Origin of the sequence: Pseudomonas bharatica, assembly GCF_048586865.1 — a bacterium.
Taxonomy (GTDB): Bacteria; Pseudomonadota; Gammaproteobacteria; order Pseudomonadales; family Pseudomonadaceae; genus Aquipseudomonas; species Aquipseudomonas bharatica.
Window position 1 is genome coordinate 42925 of sequence record NZ_JBMAWR010000013.1, and the last position, 19811, is coordinate 62735.

The 19811-nt window shown below is 58.8% G+C and carries 19 protein-coding genes; 5 read left to right on the plus strand and 14 right to left on the minus strand.

The annotated features are described in order from the left end of the window. Nucleotides 1-3: 3 nt before the first annotated feature. The 13 genes from ACKLLE_RS15885 to rpmH all read right to left on the minus strand — a co-directional run bounded on the left by ACKLLE_RS15885 (nt 4) and on the right by rpmH (nt 11042). Nucleotides 4-474, minus strand: coding sequence for a F0F1 ATP synthase subunit B (locus ACKLLE_RS15885; protein ID WP_009402529.1), 471 nt, complete (start codon nt 472-474; stop codon nt 4-6). Nucleotides 475-531: 57 nt separating this feature from the next. Next, nucleotides 532-789: a F0F1 ATP synthase subunit C gene (gene atpE / locus ACKLLE_RS15890; protein ID WP_003097235.1), complete on the minus strand. Its 258-nt coding sequence runs from the start codon at nt 787-789 to the stop codon at nt 532-534. A gap of 145 nt (nt 790-934) precedes the next feature. Beyond that, nucleotides 935-1804 (minus strand): F0F1 ATP synthase subunit A, encoded by an 870-nt coding sequence (gene atpB, locus ACKLLE_RS15895; protein ID WP_420058491.1) that lies wholly within the window; start codon nt 1802-1804, stop codon nt 935-937. Between the two features lie 16 nt (nt 1805-1820). Further along, on the minus strand, nt 1821-2228 hold the full coding sequence (locus ACKLLE_RS15900; protein ID WP_420058492.1) for a F0F1 ATP synthase subunit I: 408 nt from the start codon (nt 2226-2228) through the stop codon (nt 1821-1823). A 149-nt stretch (nt 2229-2377) separates the two neighbouring features. Next, nucleotides 2378-3250: a ParB/RepB/Spo0J family partition protein gene (locus ACKLLE_RS15905; RefSeq protein ID WP_064302156.1), complete on the minus strand. Its 873-nt coding sequence runs from the start codon at nt 3248-3250 to the stop codon at nt 2378-2380. Between the two features lie 9 nt (nt 3251-3259). Then, a complete protein-coding gene (locus ACKLLE_RS15910) occupies nt 3260-4051 on the minus strand; it encodes a ParA family protein (RefSeq protein WP_420058493.1) in 792 nt (263 codons plus the stop codon). Nucleotides 4052-4069: 18 nt separating this feature from the next. Further along, nucleotides 4070-4714, minus strand: coding sequence for a 16S rRNA (guanine(527)-N(7))-methyltransferase RsmG (rsmG, locus tag ACKLLE_RS15915; RefSeq protein ID WP_009402537.1), 645 nt, complete (start codon nt 4712-4714; stop codon nt 4070-4072). Continuing rightward, the gene (gene mnmG, locus ACKLLE_RS15920; RefSeq protein ID WP_009402538.1) at nt 4711-6603 is read right to left on the minus strand and encodes a tRNA uridine-5-carboxymethylaminomethyl(34) synthesis enzyme MnmG; all 1893 of its coding nucleotides are present in this window, start codon (nt 6601-6603) and stop codon (nt 4711-4713) included. Before mnmG ends, rsmG begins: the two co-directional genes overlap by 4 nt. 519 nt (nt 6604-7122) lie before the next feature. After that, nucleotides 7123-8493 carry a tRNA uridine-5-carboxymethylaminomethyl(34) synthesis GTPase MnmE gene (gene mnmE, locus ACKLLE_RS15925; RefSeq protein ID WP_420058494.1) on the minus strand — a complete coding sequence of 457 codons (1371 nt, stop codon included), beginning with the start codon at nt 8491-8493 and terminating at the stop codon, nt 7123-7125. An 83-nt stretch (nt 8494-8576) separates the two neighbouring features. Beyond that, a complete protein-coding gene (gene yidC / locus ACKLLE_RS15930; protein WP_009402540.1) occupies nt 8577-10250 on the minus strand; it encodes a membrane protein insertase YidC in 1674 nt (557 codons plus the stop codon). 2 nt (nt 10251-10252) lie between these two features. After that, nucleotides 10253-10498: a membrane protein insertion efficiency factor YidD gene (gene yidD, locus ACKLLE_RS15935; protein ID WP_009402541.1), complete on the minus strand. Its 246-nt coding sequence runs from the start codon at nt 10496-10498 to the stop codon at nt 10253-10255. After that, entirely contained in the window at nt 10491-10895 is a 405-nt protein-coding gene (gene rnpA, locus ACKLLE_RS15940) for a ribonuclease P protein component (protein ID WP_009402547.1), read from the minus strand. Before rnpA ends, yidD begins: the two co-directional genes overlap by 8 nt. Before the next feature lie 12 nt (nt 10896-10907). After that, a complete protein-coding gene (rpmH, locus tag ACKLLE_RS15945) occupies nt 10908-11042 on the minus strand; it encodes a 50S ribosomal protein L34 (RefSeq protein WP_002551315.1) in 135 nt (44 codons plus the stop codon). A gap of 591 nt (nt 11043-11633) precedes the next feature. Here rpmH and dnaA point away from each other — a divergent pair. The 5 genes from dnaA to ACKLLE_RS15970 all read left to right on the plus strand — a co-directional run bounded on the left by dnaA (nt 11634) and on the right by ACKLLE_RS15970 (nt 18884). Beyond that, nucleotides 11634-13169: a chromosomal replication initiator protein DnaA gene (gene dnaA / locus ACKLLE_RS15950; protein ID WP_064302154.1), complete on the plus strand. Its 1536-nt coding sequence runs from the start codon at nt 11634-11636 to the stop codon at nt 13167-13169. Between the two features lie 35 nt (nt 13170-13204). Further along, complete coding sequence (gene dnaN / locus ACKLLE_RS15955) at nt 13205-14308, plus strand: DNA polymerase III subunit beta (RefSeq protein WP_075804316.1); 1104 nt, start codon at nt 13205-13207, stop codon at nt 14306-14308. A gap of 19 nt (nt 14309-14327) precedes the next feature. Continuing rightward, a complete protein-coding gene (recF, locus tag ACKLLE_RS15960; RefSeq protein WP_009402562.1) occupies nt 14328-15431 on the plus strand; it encodes a DNA replication/repair protein RecF in 1104 nt (367 codons plus the stop codon). A gap of 4 nt (nt 15432-15435) precedes the next feature. Next, on the plus strand, nt 15436-17853 hold the full coding sequence (gene gyrB, locus ACKLLE_RS15965; protein WP_064302152.1) for a DNA topoisomerase (ATP-hydrolyzing) subunit B: 2418 nt from the start codon (nt 15436-15438) through the stop codon (nt 17851-17853). 146 nt (nt 17854-17999) lie between these two features. Beyond that, on the plus strand, nt 18000-18884 hold the full coding sequence (locus ACKLLE_RS15970) for an MBL fold metallo-hydrolase (protein WP_420058495.1): 885 nt from the start codon (nt 18000-18002) through the stop codon (nt 18882-18884). A 23-nt stretch (nt 18885-18907) separates the two neighbouring features. On the opposite strand, the gene ACKLLE_RS15975 is transcribed toward ACKLLE_RS15970, so the two are convergent. Continuing rightward, a complete protein-coding gene (locus tag ACKLLE_RS15975) occupies nt 18908-19795 on the minus strand; it encodes a LysR family transcriptional regulator (protein ID WP_064302223.1) in 888 nt (295 codons plus the stop codon). Between the last annotated feature and the right edge of the window lie 16 nt (nt 19796-19811).

Consider the following 19811-nt stretch of genomic DNA (forward strand, 5'->3'; position numbering starts at 1 on the left):
CGCTTAAATTTCAGCGGCCAGTTTGTTAACCAGCTCCGCATGCGCGTTTTGATCGATTGTGGCGCCAAGGATCTTTTCAGCACCGCCAACGGCCAGGCTACCCACTTGGGCGCGCAGCGCGTCTTTGACGCTGTTAATTTCCTGTTCGATCTCGGCCTGAGCCTGAGCCTTCACACGGTCAGCTTCGACGCGGGCCTGATCACGGGCCTCTTCGACGATCTGAGCACCGCGCTTCTTGGCTTGCTCGATGATTTCGGCTGCTTGAGCCTTAGCTTCGCGCAGTTGCTGACCCGCTTTATCTTGGGCCAGCTCCAGGTCGCGAGCTGCTCGGTTGGCAGCGTCCAGTCCGTCCGCGATCTTCTTTTGACGTTCCTGCAGAGCTGCAATGACCGGAGGCCATACAAACTTCATGCAGAAAACCACGAAAATCAAGAACGCAAGGGACTGACCAATCAGGGTTGCATTAATGTTCACGCCAACACCTCGCTCGTTCTTCGTCTATCACACCAATCCACTCGTCGAAACGAGTGATCAGCCAGCGATTTGACCAACGAAGGGGTTCGCGAAGGTGAAGAACAGAGCGATACCAACACCGATCATGGTTACGGCGTCGAGCAGACCGGCAACGATGAACATCTTGACTTGCAGCATTGGAACCATCTCTGGCTGGCGAGCAGCGCCTTCCAGGAACTTGCCGCCCAGCAGGCCGAAACCAATGGCGGTACCCAGAGCACCCAGGCCGATCAGCAGAGCAACAGCGATAGCGGTAAGACCAACTACAGTTTCCATCTTTCCTCCCGACTTTTACGTCGTATTGGTTAGGTTTTTTAGTTTGAAGCGGTAAAACAAAATCGTTTGGTACAGCGATGCCCTTGCGGACGTTTTCGACCCTCCCTCGAACCGACGGGAGGGTCATCAGACACGCCAGGCGGTCTTAATGGTTATCTTCGTGCGCCATCGACAGGTAGACGATGGTGAGCATCATGAAGATGAATGCTTGCAGGGTGATGATCAGGATGTGGAACACCGCCCACGCCCACTGCAGGACGATACCGAGGCCGCTCAGCCACAGCAGGCCGGCGCCGAACATCACCGCGATCAGGATGAACACCAGCTCGCCGGCGTACATGTTGCCGAACAGACGCAGTGCCAGCGAGATCGGCTTGGCGATCAGGGTGACGAACTCGAGCAGGAAGTTGACCGGGATCAGCAGTGCCTGGACGAAGATGTTCTTGCTGCCGAACGGATGCAGGGTCAGCTCGCCGATGAAACCGCCCAGACCCTTGATCTTGATGCTGTAGAAGATGATCAGGGCGAACACGCAGAAGGCCATGGCCAGGGTGGCGTTCGGGTCGGTGGTGGAAACGGCACGGAACGGAATGTGCGGGTCGCCGGAGATCAGGATCGCCAGTTGCGGGATCCAGTCGACCGGTACCAGGTCGATGGCGTTCATCAGGAACACCCACACGAAGATGGTCAGGGCCAGCGGGGCGATGACCGCGCTGCGGCCATGGAAGGAGTCCTTCACGCTGCCATTGACGAACTCGACCAGCACTTCGACGAAGTTCTGCAGACCGCCGGGCAGGCCGGAGGTCGCTTTCTTCGCGGCAGCGCGGAAGAGAAGAATGAAGATCAGGCCCAGGCCGAACGACCAACCCAGGGTGTCCACGTGGAACGCCCAGAAGCCCATTTCCTTGGCTTCCGCTGCACTGTGGGCAAAGCCCCAGCCGCCGGATGGTAGTTGACCGAAGGTCAGGTTCTGCAAGTGGTGCTGGATATAGCCCGAAGCGGTTTCTGCTGCCATGTTTGCCTCAAACGCCCTAAGGTCTCGAAAGTCTTGTTTTCATCAGCAGGGGCGCGAACCAGCTGACCAGTTGGGTCAGCAAGAAGACGCCGAATACTGCTAATGGCGCCAATGGCTTCACTCCTGCGAACGTCAGTGCAAACAGCACTGCCGTCAAAATCAATTTGCCTGCCTCGCCTGCGTAGAACGACTTGACGATGGCTTGCGCTGCCCTGGCCCCGGTAAACCTGAAGGCCTTCCAGGCGAAATACACATTCGGTAGCCAGGCGATCAGCCCTCCGCAGAGGCCTGAATAACCGCTGACTGTCCCGCGCCACTGCCACAAAACCAACGCTGCCAACAGAAACACGACGCATTGGGCCAGCAGTACCGGGAAAACCGCCCAGCGATGGAAAGGCAGGCGGTTTGGCGTGCGGGTTTCCATCAAAACTGCTCTCCCGAAGTCGGCCAACCAGTCAACTATGACTTGGCATAATTTGTGCCGACAAAATGCGCGCAGAGTATAGGGGCGGATTAACCCCTATTCAACTGCCGGGTAGTGATTTCCGACTGCGCGCTACAAAGGGAATTGTTTCAGCGGATGTGAGCAAGAACGCCCTGCAACTCGTCCAGCGAGTTATAGCGAATAACCAGTTGCCCCTTGCCCTTGTTGCCATGGCGGATCTGCACCGAAGAGCCCAGGCGCTCGGCCAGACGCTGTTCCAGGCGGGTAATGTCCGGGTCAGGCTTGGCCGGTTCGACCGGCTCGGGCTTGCCGTTCAACCACTGTCGAACCAGGGCTTCAGTCTGACGAACGGTCAGACCCCGTGCGACAACGTGTCGCGCCCCGTCGACCTGCTGTTCTTCAGGCAATCCGAGCAGCGCACGCGCGTGCCCCATCTCCAGGTCGCCATGGGACAGCATGGTCTTGATCGCGTCGGGAAGAGAGATCAGGCGCAGCAGGTTGGCCACGGTCACGCGTGACTTGCCCACGGCATCGGCGACCTGTTGCTGGGTGAGCTGGAATTCGGTCTGCAGGCGCTGCAGGGCAATAGCTTCCTCGACCGGGTTGAGGTCCTCGCGCTGGATATTCTCGATCAGCGCCATGGCGATGGCAGCCTCGTCCGGAACATCGCGGACCATGGCCGGAATGCTGTCCAGGCCAGCCAGCTGGGTGGCACGCCAGCGGCGTTCACCTGCGATGATCTCGTAGCGGCCTCCCTCGATCGGACGCACGACGATCGGCTGCATCACGCCCTGCCCCTTGATCGACTGGGCCAATTCTTCCAGGGCTTGCGGGTCCATGTCCCGACGCGGCTGGTATTTGCCGCGCTGGATCAGTTCGACCGGCAGGTGTTGCAGTTCTTTCTTGTCGACCTTTACAGCCTGCTCTTCGAGCGAGCTGACGGTCGGACCACTCAACAGTGCATCCAACCCACGTCCGAGACCTCGTTTCTTGACGGCCATGCGGATTCCTTAAGTTGTTTGTGCAGTGCGAGATTGACGACGCTGGCGGCGATGGAACTCTCCGGCCAGGGCCATATAAGCCAGGGCGCCACGGGATTGCTTGTCGTACGCCAATGCCGGCATCCCGAAGCTCGGTGCTTCGGCCAGGCGGATGTTGCGCGGGATCACAGTGTCGTAGAGCTGCTCGCCGAAGTGCTCCTTGAGCTGCACCGAGACGTCGTTGTTCAGGCTCAGGCGCGGATCGTACATGGTCCGCAGCAGGCCTTCGACCTTCAACGCCGGGTTCAGCCGGGCAGCGATGCGCTTGATGTTATCCACAAGGTCGCTGAGACCTTCCAACGCGTAGTATTCGCACTGCATGGGAATGATCACGCCATCGGACGCGACCAGGGCATTGAGCGTGAGCATCGACAGCGACGGCGGGCAATCGATGAGAATGTAGTCGTAGTTCTCGCGAATCGGCGCCAACGCATTGCGCAGGCGGCTTTCCTTCATCTGCATTTCCAGCAGGACCACCTCGGCGGCGGTCAGGTCGCGGTTGGCCGGCAGCAGTTGGTAACCACCGTGCTCGGAAAAATGCATGGCCTGGGCCAGGTCGCATTCGCCGATCAGCAAGTCGTAGACCGAATGTTCCAGGACATGTTTATCCACACCACTGCCCATGGTGGCATTGCCCTGTGGATCGAGGTCGATCAACAACACGCGGCGCTTGGTCGCTACCAGCGACGCCGCGAGATTGATGCAGGTAGTGGTTTTACCCACACCCCCCTTCTGGTTCGCGATCGCGAATACCTTAGCCATTCTTGCTTGTGTTCCCAGTCATGCCGTGCGGCGCAGTATCAGCAGATGGCGCTGGCCTTGGCAACCGGGTACGGTCAAGGCCTGCTCGCTATCCACTTTGAAATCCGCCGGCAATGCTACCAGCTCATCGGCCGGATGCAGTCCTTTCATTGCCAGCCACTGTGTCTGGGAATCCCCCAGGTGCCGCGTCCAGTTGGTGAAATTCTCCATGCTGCTGAAAGCACGGGAAATGATCCCGGTGAATGGCTGCGCCGGCTGGAACTCTTCCACCCGCTTGTGGATAACCGTGAGGTTGTCCAGCTTCAGCTCCAGTTTCACCTGGGTCAGGAAACGGGTCTTCTTGCCGTTGCTGTCGAGCACCGTGACCTGCTTGTCCGGATGCAGGATAGACAATGGAATGCCAGGCATGCCACCGCCGCTGCCGACATCCAGCCAGTTCGCGCTGTGGATAAAACTCATCACGCTCAGGCTGTCCAGCAGATGGCGGGACACCATCTCGTCCGGATCGCGCACTGCGGTGAGGTTGTAGGCCTTGTTCCATTTGATCAGCAGGGCCAGGTACTCCAGCAGCTTCTGCTGCTGGAACTCACTCAATTCAAGACCGAGCTGGCGCGCGCCTGTGGACAACTCTTCGGCATGTTTTGCGGTGACCATAGAACTCAAGCGCTTTGCTCCAGACCGCGGCCTGCGCCGCGTTTTTTCAGGTGGATCAACAACAGGGAGATCGCCGCCGGGGTCACACCGGGAATACGCGACGCCTGGCCCAGGGTCTCGGGCCGGGTCTGGCCGAGCTTGCCCTGGATCTCCTTGGACAGACCGGAAATCGAGCTGTATTCGATGTCGTCTGGCAGGCGGGTATCTTCGCTGGCGCGCAGGCGAGCGATTTCTTCCTGTTGCCGGTCGATGTAACCGGCGTATTTGGTCTTGATCTCGACCTGCTCGGCGACCTGGTCACTGGCATCGCTGCCACCGGTCACTTCCACCAGGCCGGCGTAATCGATTTCCGGCCGGCTCAACAGGTTGAGCAGGTTGTACTCATGTGCCAGCGGCGTACCGAAACGCTCGACGATCGCCTGGCCTTGTTCGGTGTCCGGACGAACCCAGGTCGCTTTCAAGCGCTGCTCTTCCCGTTCGATGCCTTCGCGCTTGGCGCAGAACGCGGCCCAACGGTCGTCATCCACCAGACCCAGTTCGCGACCTTTTTCGGTCAGGCGCAGGTCGGCGTTGTCCTCGCGCAGGATCAGCCGGTATTCGGCGCGCGAAGTGAACATGCGGTACGGCTCCTGGGTACCGAGGGTGATCAGGTCGTCGACCAGCACACCGATGTACGCCTCGTCGCGGCGCGGGCACCAGCTTTCCCGGCCCTGCGCGCGCAGCGCGGCGTTGGTCCCGGCCAGCAGGCCTTGTGCACCGGCTTCTTCGTAGCCGGTGGTGCCGTTGATCTGGCCAGCGAAGAACAGACCGCCGATAACCTTGGTTTCCAGGCTGTACTTCAGGTCGCGCGGATCGAAGTAGTCGTACTCGATGGCGTAGCCCGGGCGAACGATATGGGCGTTTTCCATACCGCGGATCGAACGGACGATCTGCAACTGCACATCGAACGGCAAGGATGTGGATATCCCGTTCGGGTAAAGCTCGTGGGTGTTCAGGCCTTCCGGCTCGATGAACACCTGGTGGCTTTCCTTGTCGGCAAAGCGGTGGATCTTGTCTTCGATCGACGGGCAGTAACGCGGGCCGATGCCTTCGATCACGCCCGAGTACATGGGCGAGCGGTCCAGGTTGGACGCGATGATTTCGTGAGTGCGCGCGTTGGTGTGGGTAATCCAGCAACTGACCTGACGCGGATGCATCTCCTTGGAGCCCATGAACGACATCACCGGGATCGGCGTATCGCCTGGCTGTTCCGACATCACCGAGAAGTCCACCGAGCGCCCGTCGATCCGCGGCGGTGTCCCGGTTTTCAGGCGGCCGACGCGCAGTGGCAACTCACGCAGGCGGTGGGCCAGGGCGATCGCGGGCGGATCGCCGGCACGGCCACCGGAATAGTTCTGCAGGCCGATGTGGATAAGTCCAGCGAGGAAGGTGCCAGTGGTCAGTACCACGGAGTCGGCGAAGAAGCGCAGACCCATCTGGGTCACCACACCGCGCACCTGGTCCTGCTCGACAATCAGGTCGTCGCAGGACTGCTGGAATATCCACAGGTTCGGCTGGTTTTCCAGGATTTCCCGGACCACCGCCTTATAGATGGCGCGGTCGGCCTGTGCACGAGTCGCGCGCACAGCCGGGCCTTTGCGGTTGTTCAGTACGCGGAACTGGATGCCGCTCTTGTCGGTGGCCAGCGCCATCGCACCACCCAGCGCATCGATTTCCTTGACCAGGTGACTCTTGCCGATGCCACCAATGGCCGGGTTGCAGCTCATGTGCCCGAGGGTTTCCACGTTATGGGTCAGCAGCAGGGTTTTCACGCCCATGCGTGCTGATGCAAGCGCAGCCTCGGTACCGGCATGGCCGCCGCCGATGACGATCACTTCAAAACGGGAAGGGAAATCCACCACGCACCTCGTGCCTGTTTCGGGAATGTAAAAGGGATAGCTGCCAAGTATAGGGACTTCTGCCCTCCTAAAGGAACCTTTTGCACAAAATTTAACCAGCCTGTGGATGAATGGCCGGCAATAGAAATAACGAAAGGAAGATTTATAAAAGCTTTGTTTTTATGTTTATTCTTAGTCCGCGACCTTTCTGTGGATAAGTGCTTAGAGCCCATACGATGCCTGATGTACAGAGATTCATAACCCTGTGGCCCAAGGGCAATGAGGGTTATGGATAAGCGTCCGGAACCTGTGGATTAAAGTGCTTGTTACCCACAGGTGGATTTATCTCCACCCCTCAGGCCAGGTTATCAACGGAGCTGAAGGCGGGTTTTCCACAGGGCTCATTCTCCCTGTGTAAACACGCGGGCAGCCGAAAGCCCCAGAGCAGAGCCGGTAGGTTTCCGTTGTCAAATGAGGGAGGGTGAAGCAGGACGCAGCAAACGGGCCGATCAAATCAGGCCCGTTTGTGGATAAGAACGCTTACTTGCCGATGCAGAAGCTGGAGAAGATACGACCCAGAAGATCGTCTGAACTGAATGCGCCGGTAATTTCACCCAACGCCTGCTGTGCCTGGCGCAGATCTTCGGCCAATAGCTCACCCGCGCCGGCCAGGGTCAGTTGTTCACGACCATGCTCGAGGCTGGCGCTGGCCTGGCGCAGGGCATCAAGATGTCGGCGGCGGGCGCTGAAGCCGCTTTCGGCCGTCTGTTCGTAGCCCATGCAGGCCTTCAAATGATCGCGTAGCAGATCCAGGCCTTGATCCGGCGCCTTGGCGCTGAGGGTAATGGTGACATGCCCGTCCTCGCTTTCCTCCATGCCGATGGCTTCGCCGCTGAGGTCGGCCTTGTTACGGATCAGGGTGACCTTGTCTGGCCGCGGTCGCTGATCGAGGAATTCCGGCCATAGGGCAAAGGGATCACTGGCTTCCGGCGCAGTGGCATCCACTACCAGGAGCACCCGGTCCGCTTCGCCAATCGCCTTCAGAGCGCGTTCCACGCCGATCTTTTCCACATGGTCGTCTGTGTCGCGCAAGCCGGCAGTGTCCACTACATGCAGGGGCATGCCGTCTATGTGGATATGTTCCCGCAGGATGTCCCGGGTGGTGCCGGCAATATCGGTGACGATTGCCGCTTCACGACCGGCAAGCATGTTCAGCAGGCTGGACTTGCCAGCGTTGGGACGACCGGCGATCACGACTGTCATGCCGTCGCGCAGCAAGGCACCCTGTCCGGCTTCGCGCATTACCGAGGCCAGTTCGCTGCGTACCTGGTCAAGCATGCCCAGCACATGGCCATCGGCGAGGAAATCGATTTCCTCTTCGGGAAAGTCGATCGCTGCTTCCACGTAGATGCGCAGGCTGATCAGACGCTCGGTCAAGTTATCCACACGCCGGGAGAATTCTCCCTGAAGCGAGCGCAGGGCATTGCGCGCTGCCTGGGCGGAACTGGCCTCGATCAGGTCGGCTATCGCTTCGGCCTGGGCCAGGTCGAGCTTGTCGTTGAGGAAGGCGCGCTCGCTGAACTCACCCGGCCGCGCAAGACGACATCCAAGCTGTACACAGCGTTGCAGAAGCATGTCCAGCACCACCGGACCACCGTGGCCCTGCAGTTCCAGCACATCCTCGCCCGTGAATGAATTAGGGCCGGGGAAGAACAACGCAATGCCCTCGTCAAGCACCAGTCCGTCTTCACTACGGAACGGGCCGTAGTGGGCATGGCGCGGAGACAGTTCGCGACCGGTGATGGCTTGCCCGGCCTGGCGCGCCAATGGCCCGGAGATGCGCACAATGCCTACCCCGCCGCGGCCTTGGGCGGTAGCGATGGCGGTGATGGTTTCGCGACGGGAAGTCATGTCGATAGCCTCGAAACAGAAACGTCAGATAGCAAAACGCCCCACGAGTGGGGCGTTTATCCACAGATTAGCTGGCTAATCCGTCAGGCTGCGGCCTTCTTGGTCGCGTTTTCGATACTGCGGGTGATGTACCACTGCTGTGCGATGGACAGGCAGTTGTTCACAACCCAATACAGCACCAGACCAGCCGGGAACCACAGGAAGAAGAAGGTGAAGATGATCGGCATCATTTTCATTACCTTGGCCTGCATCGGATCCGGTGGGGTCGGGTTCAGCTGCTGCTGGATGAACATGGTCGCGCCCATGATGATCGGCAGGATGAAGAACGGATCCTTGATCGACAGGTCGGTGATCCAGAACATCCACGGAGCCTGGCGCATCTCCACGCTTTCCAGGAGTACCCAGTACAGCGAAAGGAAGACCGGCATCTGCACCAGGATCGGCAAGCAGCCGCCCAGCGGGTTGATCTTCTCTTTCTTGTACAGCTCCATCATCGCCTGGGACATCTTCTGGCGATCGTCACCGAACTGTTCTTTCAATTGGGCCAGGCGCGGCGCAACAGCACGCATGCGCGCCATCGAACGGTAGCTGGCGGCGGACAGCGGGAAGAACAGGCCCTTGATCAGCATGGTCAGGACGATGATCGACCAGCCCCAGTTGCCGAGCAGGCTGTGGATATGTTGCAGCAGCCAGAAGATCGGCTGGGCAATGAACCACAGGATGCCGTAGTCGACGGTCAGCTCCAGGCCTGGGGACAACTCCTTCAGCTTGCTCTGGATCTTCGGACCGGCGTACAGGGTGCTGCTGGTTTCAGCCTTGGCGCCAGCGGCAACGTTCAACGCAGGACCGTTGTAACCGATGATGTAGTTGCCTTGGCTATCCTTGCGGGTCTGAACGAAGTTGTTATCGGATTTTTCCGGGATCCAGGCCGTCACGAAGTAGTGCTGCAGCCAGGCGACCCAGCCGCCGTTCACATTTTCTTTCAAATTGCCCTTGTCCATGTCCTTCATGGACACTTTCTTGTAGGGCTCGGAACTTGTCCACAGGGCCGCACCCAGATAGGTGGCAGTACCGGTGGCGGTCGACGACGAAGGATCGGAGCTGGCGTCACGCTTCAGTTGGCCGAACATGTTACCGGTCCAGGGCTGGCCGCTCTGGTTGTCGATCAGGTAGCTGACCTTCAGGTCGTACTCGCCGCGTTTCAGGGTGAAACGCTTGATGTAGTTGACGCCGGCGTCGCTGAACTTCAGGTCGACGACCAGTTGGTCCTGGCCATCGGCCAGTTGATAACTTTTTTGCTCGGCAGCATAAATCGGACGGCCAGCAGCACGTGAGTCCGGGCCGTTGGCGCCGATCAGGCCGCTCTGGGCCAGATAAACACGTTCGCCACCGTTATCGAACAACTGGAACGGAATTTCCGGATGATCCTGGCGACGTGGGTACTTCGGCAGGGTCAACTGGACAATATCGCCACCCGTAGGGTCGATAGCCAGATCGAGTACATCGGTCTTGACGCGGATCAGATCCTTGCTGACAGCGACCGGTGCCTGTTCCGCCGGGGCTTCGGCGTTGACGCTCGGAATGTCGGCATTGGTATTGCCGGCACCGGTGCTGTCCGGCAGGGAAGGCGCGATGGTGCTGGAGGCAGCAGTCTGATTCGGCAGGGCAGCCTGGCCGTAGTCCTGGTTCCACTTGAGGACCATGACATAGGACACGATTGCCAGGGCGGCGATCAGGATCGTGCGTTTAATATCCATGATTACTCGGCTATCGAAGAAGTACGGGAGGAAGGAACGGGCGGAACCGGATCAAAACCGCCTGCATTCCAGGGATGACAACGACCCAGCCGACGAACGGTCAGCCACCCGCCGCGTAAAAGACCATGTGTTTCGATGGCTTCGTACGCATAGCAGGAGCAACTTGGGTAGAAACGGCAATGGCTGGCCATCAACGGGCTGATGGCGTAACGGTAAAACTGGATCGGAACGAGGGCCAGTTTACGCATCTGGACGGTCCACCCCTACGGATTCGGTCTTGACCTCTGGAGAGGGCCGAGTACGAGCGAGGCGCTTCCAGATCTTGCCAAAATGCTGGTGCAATTCCGGGTTTTCTATATCGCCAAGGCCTTTGCGCGCGACGATGACTATGTCCCAGCCGGCCAGGATTTCCTGGTGTCGACGAAACGAATCGCGCATCAAACGCTTCAAGCGATTGCGCTGAACGGAAAGCTTTACGGCTTTTTTGCCGATCACCAGGCCCAGACGGGGATGATCCAATCCGTTTTCGCGGGCAAGCAGCAAGAGACTCTTGCCGGGCACCTTGCCTGATGGAGAGTCAAAGACCGCTTTGAAGTGTCGGGGTGTCAGTAGACGCTTATCCCGACTGAAGTCCTGACTCACCACCTGTGCCGAAAATCAAACTGCCAGGCGCTTACGGCCTTTGGCACGACGGCGGGACAGAACAGCACGGCCGTTCTTGGTGGCCATACGTGCACGGAAACCGTGAGTGCGAGCGCGCTTGATGGTGCTTGGTTGGAAAGTACGTTTCATGGCGTGTTACCTGGTTCGTGACTACGGGCCGGAATGGCCCCCGTTTTAAGAGACCGGCGATTCTAGAGAAACCGGCTCCATAGGTCAATTTCCAACCAGCGTTTCCTCTATAAGCGTATGAAACGGGAATCCTCTCGTCGGATGGGCATCATCAGGGTCACCGCGGTTAGACATAGAAAAAAAGAGGAAAGGTATTTAAAGCTTTTCTGAAGAACTTATGAAACTTAGCATCGGGATTTCTGTGGATAGATCTCTGAAAGCCTTGTTATGCGTGATGTACAGAGATTCAAAACCCTGTCGGGAAACGGTGCTTTGCTTGTGCCGGATGCTCGGAAAAGCAGTGGATAAAATCGCTACTTTTCCACAGGGCAGTTTTCCACAGGCTTGGACCCCGACTTGTGCATAGCCCTTATCGATGGTTATCCACAGAGCTTATTCGGACGGCGCCAACAGCATTTTGGTCAGTAAATGACTGATTTAACGCCTCTCTTGGGCGTGCTGCGTGTGGATAAGTGTGCGGGTGCCCGGTACAATGGCTGCTTGTTTTTGCCTCACCGGCCCTTACCGGGCTTTCAAACTCAGGGGATATCCGTGTCAGTGGAACTTTGGCAGCAGTGCGTGGAGCTTCTGCGCGATGAGCTGCCTACCCAGCAATTCAATACCTGGATCCGTCCGCTACAAGTCGAAGCCGAAGGCGACGAGTTGCGCGTCTACGCGCCTAACCGTTTCGTACTCGACTGGGTCAATGAAAAGTACCTGGGCCGCTTGCTGGAACTGCTCGGTGAACACGGCAACGGTTCCGTGCCGGCGCTCTCCTTATTAATAGGCAGCCGTCGCAGCTCGGCTCCGCGTGCAGCACCCAACGCACCGCTCGCAGCTGCCGTGGCTGCTTCCCAGGCCGCGGCAGCCAAGGTTGCACCGGCGCCAGCCGTCAGCGAGCCGGTCAACCACGCCCCTTCTGCGCCTGTTGCCGAGCCTGCAATGGAAGAAGCGCCGTCCCGGGAAAGCTTCGATGCGATGGGGGGCGACGCTCCGGCCACTGCCCCCGTTGCCGCCAACGGTCGTTCGGAACAGCGTACCGTGCAGGTCGAAGGTGCACTCAAGCACACCAGCTACCTCAACCGGACCTTTACCTTCGAAAACTTCGTGGAAGGTAAATCCAACCAGCTGGCCCGTGCCGCAGCCTGGCAGGTGGCGGACAATCCCAAGCACGGCTACAACCCGCTCTTCCTTTATGGGGGCGTAGGCTTGGGTAAGACCCACTTGATGCATGCCGTGGGTAACCATCTGCTCAAGAAGAACCCCAACGCCAAGGTTGTCTACCTGCATTCCGAGCGCTTTGTCGCGGACATGGTCAAGGCGTTGCAGCTCAATGCGATCAACGAGTTCAAGCGTTTCTATCGTTCCGTGGACGCCTTGCTGATCGACGACATCCAGTTCTTCGCTCGCAAGGAGCGTTCCCAGGAAGAGTTTTTCCACACCTTCAATGCCCTTCTTGAAGGCGGCCAGCAGGTGATTCTCACCAGCGACCGTTATCCCAAGGAGATCGAAGGCCTGGAAGAGCGATTGAAATCACGCTTCGGCTGGGGCTTGACCGTGGCGGTCGAGCCGCCGGAGCTGGAAACCCGTGTTGCGATCCTGATGAAGAAGGCCGACCAGGCCAAGGTCGAGCTGCCGCATGACGCCGCGTTCTTCATTGCCCAGCGCATTCGTTCCAACGTTCGCGAACTCGAAGGTGCACTTAAGCGTGTAATCGCCCACTCCCACTTCATGGGCCGCGATATCACCATCGAACTGATTCGTGAATCGCTGAAGGATTTGCTGGCGCTGCAGGACAAACTGGTCAGTGTGGATAACATCCAGCGCACCGTCGCCGAGTACTACAAGATCAAGATTTCCGATCTGTTGTCCAAACGTCGCTCGCGTTCGGTGGCTCGCCCACGGCAGGTTGCCATGGCCCTGTCCAAGGAATTGACCAACCACAGTCTGCCGGAAATCGGCGATGTATTCGGCGGCCGTGACCACACCACCGTGCTGCACGCCTGCCGCAAGATCAACGAACTCAAGGAATCCGACGCGGATATCCGCGAGGACTACAAGAACCTGCTGCGGACCTTGACCACCTGATGTCAGCGCAGCTTTTCAAGGCAAGGGACTAGACCATGCATTTCACCATTCAACGCGAAGCCCTGTTGAAACCCCTGCAACTGGTCGCAGGCGTCGTCGAGCGCCGCCAGACCTTGCCGGTACTGTCCAACGTACTGCTGGTGGTCCAGGGTCAGCAGTTGTCACTGACCGGTACCGACCTCGAAGTCGAACTGGTCGGTCGCGTCCAGCTGGAAGAGCCGGCCGAGCCTGGCGAGATCACCGTACCTGCGCGCAAGCTGATGGATATCTGCAAAAGCCTGCCGAACGATGCGCTGATCGATATCAAGGTCGACGAGCAGAAGCTGCTGGTCAAGGCCGGTCGTAGCCGCTTTACTCTTTCGACACTGCCAGCCAACGACTTCCCGACCGTGGAAGAAGGTCCGGGCTCGCTGACCTGCACCCTGGAGCAAAGCCGCCTGCGTCGCCTGATCGAACGCACCAGCTTCGCCATGGCCCAGCAGGACGTGCGCTACTACCTCAACGGCATGCTGCTGGAAGTATCCACAGGTACCCTGCGTGCAGTTGCCACTGACGGCCACCGTCTGGCCATGTGCTCGATGAGCGCCGACATCGGTCAGGCCGACCGTCACCAGGTGATCGTGCCGCGCAAAGGTATCCTCGAGCTGGCACGCCTGCTCACCGAGCCGGATGGCACTGTCAGCATCGTCCTGGGTCAGCATCACATTCGCGCCACTACCGGTGAGTTCACCTTTACCTCGAAACTGGTGGACGGCAAGTTCCCTGATTACGAGCGTGTTCTGCCGAAAGGCGGCGACAAACTGGTGCTGGGCGACCGCCAGGCATTGCGTGAGGCTTTCAGCCGCACCGCGATCCTGTCCAACGAGAAGTACCGTGGCATCCGTCTGCAGCTGGCCGCTGGCCAGTTGAAAATCCAGGCAAACAACCCTGAGCAGGAAGAAGCGGAAGAAGAGATCAGCGTTGACTACAACGGCGCTTCGCTGGAAATCGGCTTCAACGTCAGCTATCTGCTGGACGTGCTGGGTGTAATGACTACCGAGCAGGTTCGTCTGATCCTGTCCGACTCCAACAGCAGCGCGCTGCTGCAGGAAGCGGACAATGATGACTCCTCCTATGTCGTCATGCCGATGCGTCTGTAATCTTTCCAGACAATCCTAGATGTCCCTCAGTCGTGTCTCTGTCACCGCGGTGCGTAACCTGCACCCGGTGACCTTCTCACCCTCCCCGCGTATCAACATCCTCTACGGTGCCAATGGCAGTGGTAAAACCAGCGTGCTGGAGGCCATTCACCTGTTGGGGCTGGCTCGTTCATTCCGTAGCACCCGACTGAACCCTGTCATCCAGTATGAAGAAGCCGTCTGTACGGTTTTTGGCCAGGTGGCACTAGGAGACGGCGCATCGAGCAATCTTGGTGTATCCCGAGAACGCCAGGGAGATTTCACCATCCGTATCGACGGGCAGAATGCCCGTGGTACCGCGCAACTTGCAGAAATCCTGCCGTTGCAGCTGATCAATCCAGATAGTTTCCGCCTGCTTGAAGGTGCGCCGAAGATCCGTCGCCAGTTCCTCGATTGGGGAGTGTTCCACGTGGAACCCCGCTTTATGGGAACTTGGCAAAGACTGCAGAAGGCGCTGCGGCAGCGAAACTCCTGGCTCCGGCATGGTACACTTGACGCCGTTTCGCAAGCGGCCTGGGACCGTGAATTGTCCCTGGCCAGTGCTGAAATCGACGAATATCGCCGTAATTACATCAAAGCGTTGAAGCCTGTCTTCGAGCAGATCCTCAGCGAATTGCTGGAGCTGGAGGGGCTTACCCTCAGCTATTACCGAGGCTGGGACAAGGACCGGGAGCTTATCGACGTGCTCGCGGCCTCTCTTCAACGTGACCAGCAGATGGGGCATACCCAGGCTGGTCCGCAACGCGCAGATTTACGCCTCCGGCTGGGTGCGAACAATGCTGCGGACATTCTGTCCCGTGGCCAGCAGAAGTTGGTGGTTTGCGCGTTGCGTATCGCCCAAGGACACCTGGTCAGCCAGGCGCGCCGCGGTCAGTGTATTTACCTGGTGGATGACTTGCCGTCCGAGCTGGATGAGCAACACCGTCGTGCGCTGTGCCGCTTGCTGGAAGACTTACGCTGCCAGGTGTTTATCACCTGTGTAGATCACGAATTACTGAGGGAAGGCTGGCAGACGGATACGCCGGTTGCTTTGTTCCACGTGGAACAGGGCCGTATCACCCAGACCCACGACCATCGGGAGTGAAGGCATGAGCGAAAATCAAACGTACGACTCCTCCAGCATCAAGGTGCTGAAAGGGCTTGATGCCGTACGCAAACGTCCCGGTATGTACATTGGCGACACCGATGATGGTAGCGGCCTGCACCACATGGTGTTCGAGGTGGTCGACAACTCGATCGACGAAGCCCTCGCCGGCCATTGCGACGACATCACCGTAATCATTCACCCTGACGAATCCATCACCGTGCGCGACAACGGTCGCGGCATTCCGGTCGATGTGCATAAAGAGGAAGGGGTCTCCGCGGCAGAGGTCATCATGACCGTTCTCCACGCCGGCGGTAAGTTCGACGACAACTCCTACAAGGTTTCCGGTGGTCTGCACGGCGTGGGTGTCTCGGTAGTAAACGCCCTCTCCGAAGAACTGACCCTGACCGTTCGCCGCAGCGGCAAGATCTGGGAGCAGGTCTACGTTCACGGTGTTCCACAAGCGCCGATGAAAATTGTTGGCGAAAGTGAAACCACTGGTACCCAGATTCACTTCAAGCCTTCGGCTGAAACCTTCAAGAACATCCACTTCAGCTGGGACATCCTGGCCAAGCGGATTCGTGAACTTTCCTTCCTGAACTCCGGCGTCGGTATCCAGCTGAAGGACGAGCGTGCAGGCAAGGAAGAGTTCTTCCGTTATGAAGGTGGCCTGCGTGCATTCGTTGAATACCTGAACACCAACAAGACTCCGGTGAACCAGGTTTTCCACTTCAGCGTCCAGCGTGAAGATGGTGTAGGTGTCGAGATCGCCCTGCAGTGGAACGATAGCTTCAACGAAAACCTGCTGTGCTTTACCAACAACATTCCGCAGCGCGACGGCGGTACCCACCTGGTTGGCTTCCGCTCCGCCCTGACCCGTAACCTGAACAACTACATCGAGCAGGAAGGTCTGGCCAAGAAGAACAAGGTCGCGACTACCGGTGACGATGCCCGTGAAGGTCTGACCGCGATCATCTCGGTCAAGGTGCCGGATCCGAAGTTCAGTTCGCAAACCAAGGACAAGCTGGTTTCCTCGGAAGTGAAGACTGCCGTGGAACAGGAGATGGGCAAGTACTTCTCCGACTTCCTCCTGGAAAACCCGAACGAAGCCAAGGCCGTTGTTGGCAAGATGATCGACGCTGCCCGTGCCCGTGAAGCGGCGCGCAAAGCCCGTGAAATGACCCGCCGCAAAGGTGCACTGGATATCGCCGGCCTGCCGGGCAAACTGGCGGATTGCCAGGAGAAGGACCCTGCCCTTTCCGAACTCTACCTGGTGGAGGGTGACTCCGCGGGTGGATCGGCCAAGCAGGGTCGTAACCGCAAGACCCAGGCCATCCTGCCGTTGAAAGGCAAGATCCTCAACGTCGAGAAGGCCCGTTTCGACAAGATGATCTCCTCGCAGGAAGTCGGCACCCTGATCACCGCCCTCGGCTGCGGTATCGGGCGCGAAGAGTACAACATCGAGAAGCTGCGCTATCACAACATCATCATCATGACCGATGCTGACGTCGACGGTTCGCACATCCGTACCCTGCTGCTGACCTTCTTCTTCCGTCAGTTGCCTGAGCTGGTCGAGCGCGGCTACATCTACATCGCCCAGCCGCCGCTGTACAAGGTCAAGAAGGGCAAGCAGGAACAGTACATCAAGGACGACGAGGCCATGGAAGAATACATGACCCAGTCGGCCCTCGAGGACGCTGCCCTGTACCTGAACGAGTCTGCCCCGGCGATTTCCGGCCCGGCGCTGGAAGCCTTGGTCAATGAATTCCGTGGCGTGATGAAAACCCTGAAGCGCCTGTCGCGCCTTTATCCACAGGAGCTGACCGAGCACTTCCTGTACCTGCCGGCGGTTTCCGTGGAGCAGCTGTCCAACCAGGCCGCGATGCAGGAGTGGCTGGACAAGTTCCAGGAGCGCCTGAACGGCGTCGAGAAGTCTGGTCTGCTGTACAAGACCAGCCTGCGTGAAGACCGTGAGCGCAATATCTGGTTGCCGGAAGTGGAAATCACCTCCCATGGCCTGGCCAGCTATGTCACCTTCAACCGTGACTTCTTCGGCAGCAACGATTACCGCACTGTCACCGCGCTCGGTGCTCAGCTGGCGTCGTTGCTGGAAGAAGGCGCCTACGTGCAGCGCGGTGAGCGCAAGAAAGCGATCAACGAGTTCAAGGAAGGTCTGGACTGGTTGATGGCCGAAAGCACCAAGCGCCACACCATCCAGCGATACAAAGGTCTTGGCGAGATGAACCCGGACCAGCTGTGGGAAACCACCATGGACCCGGCCGTGCGTCGCATGCTCAAGGTCACCATCGAAGACGCGATCGCTGCCGATCAGATCTTCAACACCCTGATGGGCGATGCGGTGGAACCTCGTCGCGAGTTCATCGAAAGCAACGCGCTGTCGGTGGCTAACCTAGACTTCTGATAGTCGGGGATAGATCGGCAAAGTAACGAAGAAGGCCAACCCACTGGGTTGGCCTTCTTCGTTTGTGCCAGGAAATTTAACCTGTTCCACGTGGAACATCGCTTACGCCCAGGTCCCTTGAATGGGATGTATCTGGAGAAAGGACGATGATCATCGGCGGCAACCTGTATGTGGAGGCACTGTTCGACAGTGCGACCTGGACCATCAGCTACCTGGTGATGGATGACGAAACCCGACACTGCGCGCTGATTGACAGTGTTCTCGACTACGATCCCAAGTCTGGACGCACCGATACCCATAGTGCCGATAGGCTGATCGACCGGGTTCGCGAACTCGGCGCCAGCGTGCAGTGGATTCTTGAAACTCACGTCCATGCCGATCACCTATCGGCAGCGGCCTACCTTAAACAGGCGCTGGGCGGACAGTTGGCTATCGGTAGCAATATCACCCAAGTGCAGAAAACCTTCGGTGCCCTGTTCAATGCCGGTCCCGGTTTCGCCAGGGACGGTAGCCAGTTCGATGTGCTGTTCGGCGACGACAGTACATTCACCATCGGTGGCTTGAGGGCGCGAGCACTGCATACGCCCGGTCATACCCAAGCCTGCATGACCTACCTGGTCGAAGCCGGAGACGAGACGGTGGCTTTCGTCGGTGACACCCTGTTCATGCCCGACTACGGCACTGCCCGCTGCGACTTCCCCGGTGCCGATGCGCGTACCCTGTTCCGCTCCATCCAGCGCATTCTTGCCCTTCCCGCCCATACCCGGCTGTTCATGTGCCACGACTATCTGCCCGGTGGCCGCGAATTGCGCTACATGACCACGGTCGCCGAGCAACGCGCCAGCAACATCCATATTCGTGATGGCATCAGCGAGGATGATTTCGTCGCCATGCGACAGGCCCGTGATGCCACTCTCGAGATGCCCGTACTGATGTTGCCTTCGGTACAGATCAACATGCGCTGCGGCCAGTTTCCCGAACCCGAGGAAAACGGCGTCAGCTACCTGAAGATCCCGATCAACGTTCTGTAGATACGCTTTCGCATCGTTACATCCTATTCGGCCAATAGCTCGCCCTGCTCCTCGGCACACAGCGCCAGCAAGTAATCCCAGACCACCCGCAGGCGTACGGACTTGTGCAGCTCGCGGCGGGTACTGATCCAGTAGCTGCGCTGGATGGTTTCGCTGGGCAGGATGCGCACCAGTCCAGGGTCGTGCCGGGCCATGTAGTTAGGCAACACCGCAATACCCAACCCCGCCCGAGCAGCATGCTGCTGGGCGATCACACTGGTGCTGCGGAACACCACGTTCGGCGCCCGGCAGAAGCTGTGCAGGAACAGCAATTCCTGGCTGAACAGCAGGTCATCGACATAGCCGATCCAGCTGTGCCGAGCGAGGTCCTCGCGGCTGTTGAGGGCGGGCGCCCGGGCCAGGTACTCGCGGCTGGCATAGAGCGCCAGGCGATAGTCGGTGAGCTTGCGGGTGATCAGCAGATCGGCGTTGGGCCGCTCAAGGTGAATGCTGATTTCCGCCTCGCGGTTGATGATGCTGACGAAGCGTGGCACCGCCACCAGCTCTACCTCCAGGCCCGGATAACGTTCGAACAACCCGCTCAGTCGTGGAGTGAAGAATACGATACCGATGCCTTCGGTGACCCCCAGGCGAATCTTGCCGAGCGGCGTGATTGCCTGGGTGATCTCCTCCTGCGCCAGCAGCGCAACGTTCTCCATCGCCTCCGCATGCTTGAGCAGAGCCTGCCCGGATGGGGTCAGTTCATAGCCCTGGGCATGCTGGACGAACAGCGCCGTGCCCAAACTCTGCTCGATATTCTCGATATGCCGGGCCACGGTACTGTGGGTGGTGTTGAGGCGCTTGGCGGCGGTCAGCAGGCGGCCGCTGCGCTGGAGTTCGAGAAAAAACCGCAGATCATTCCAGTCGAACATGTTGGTCCCATTCATC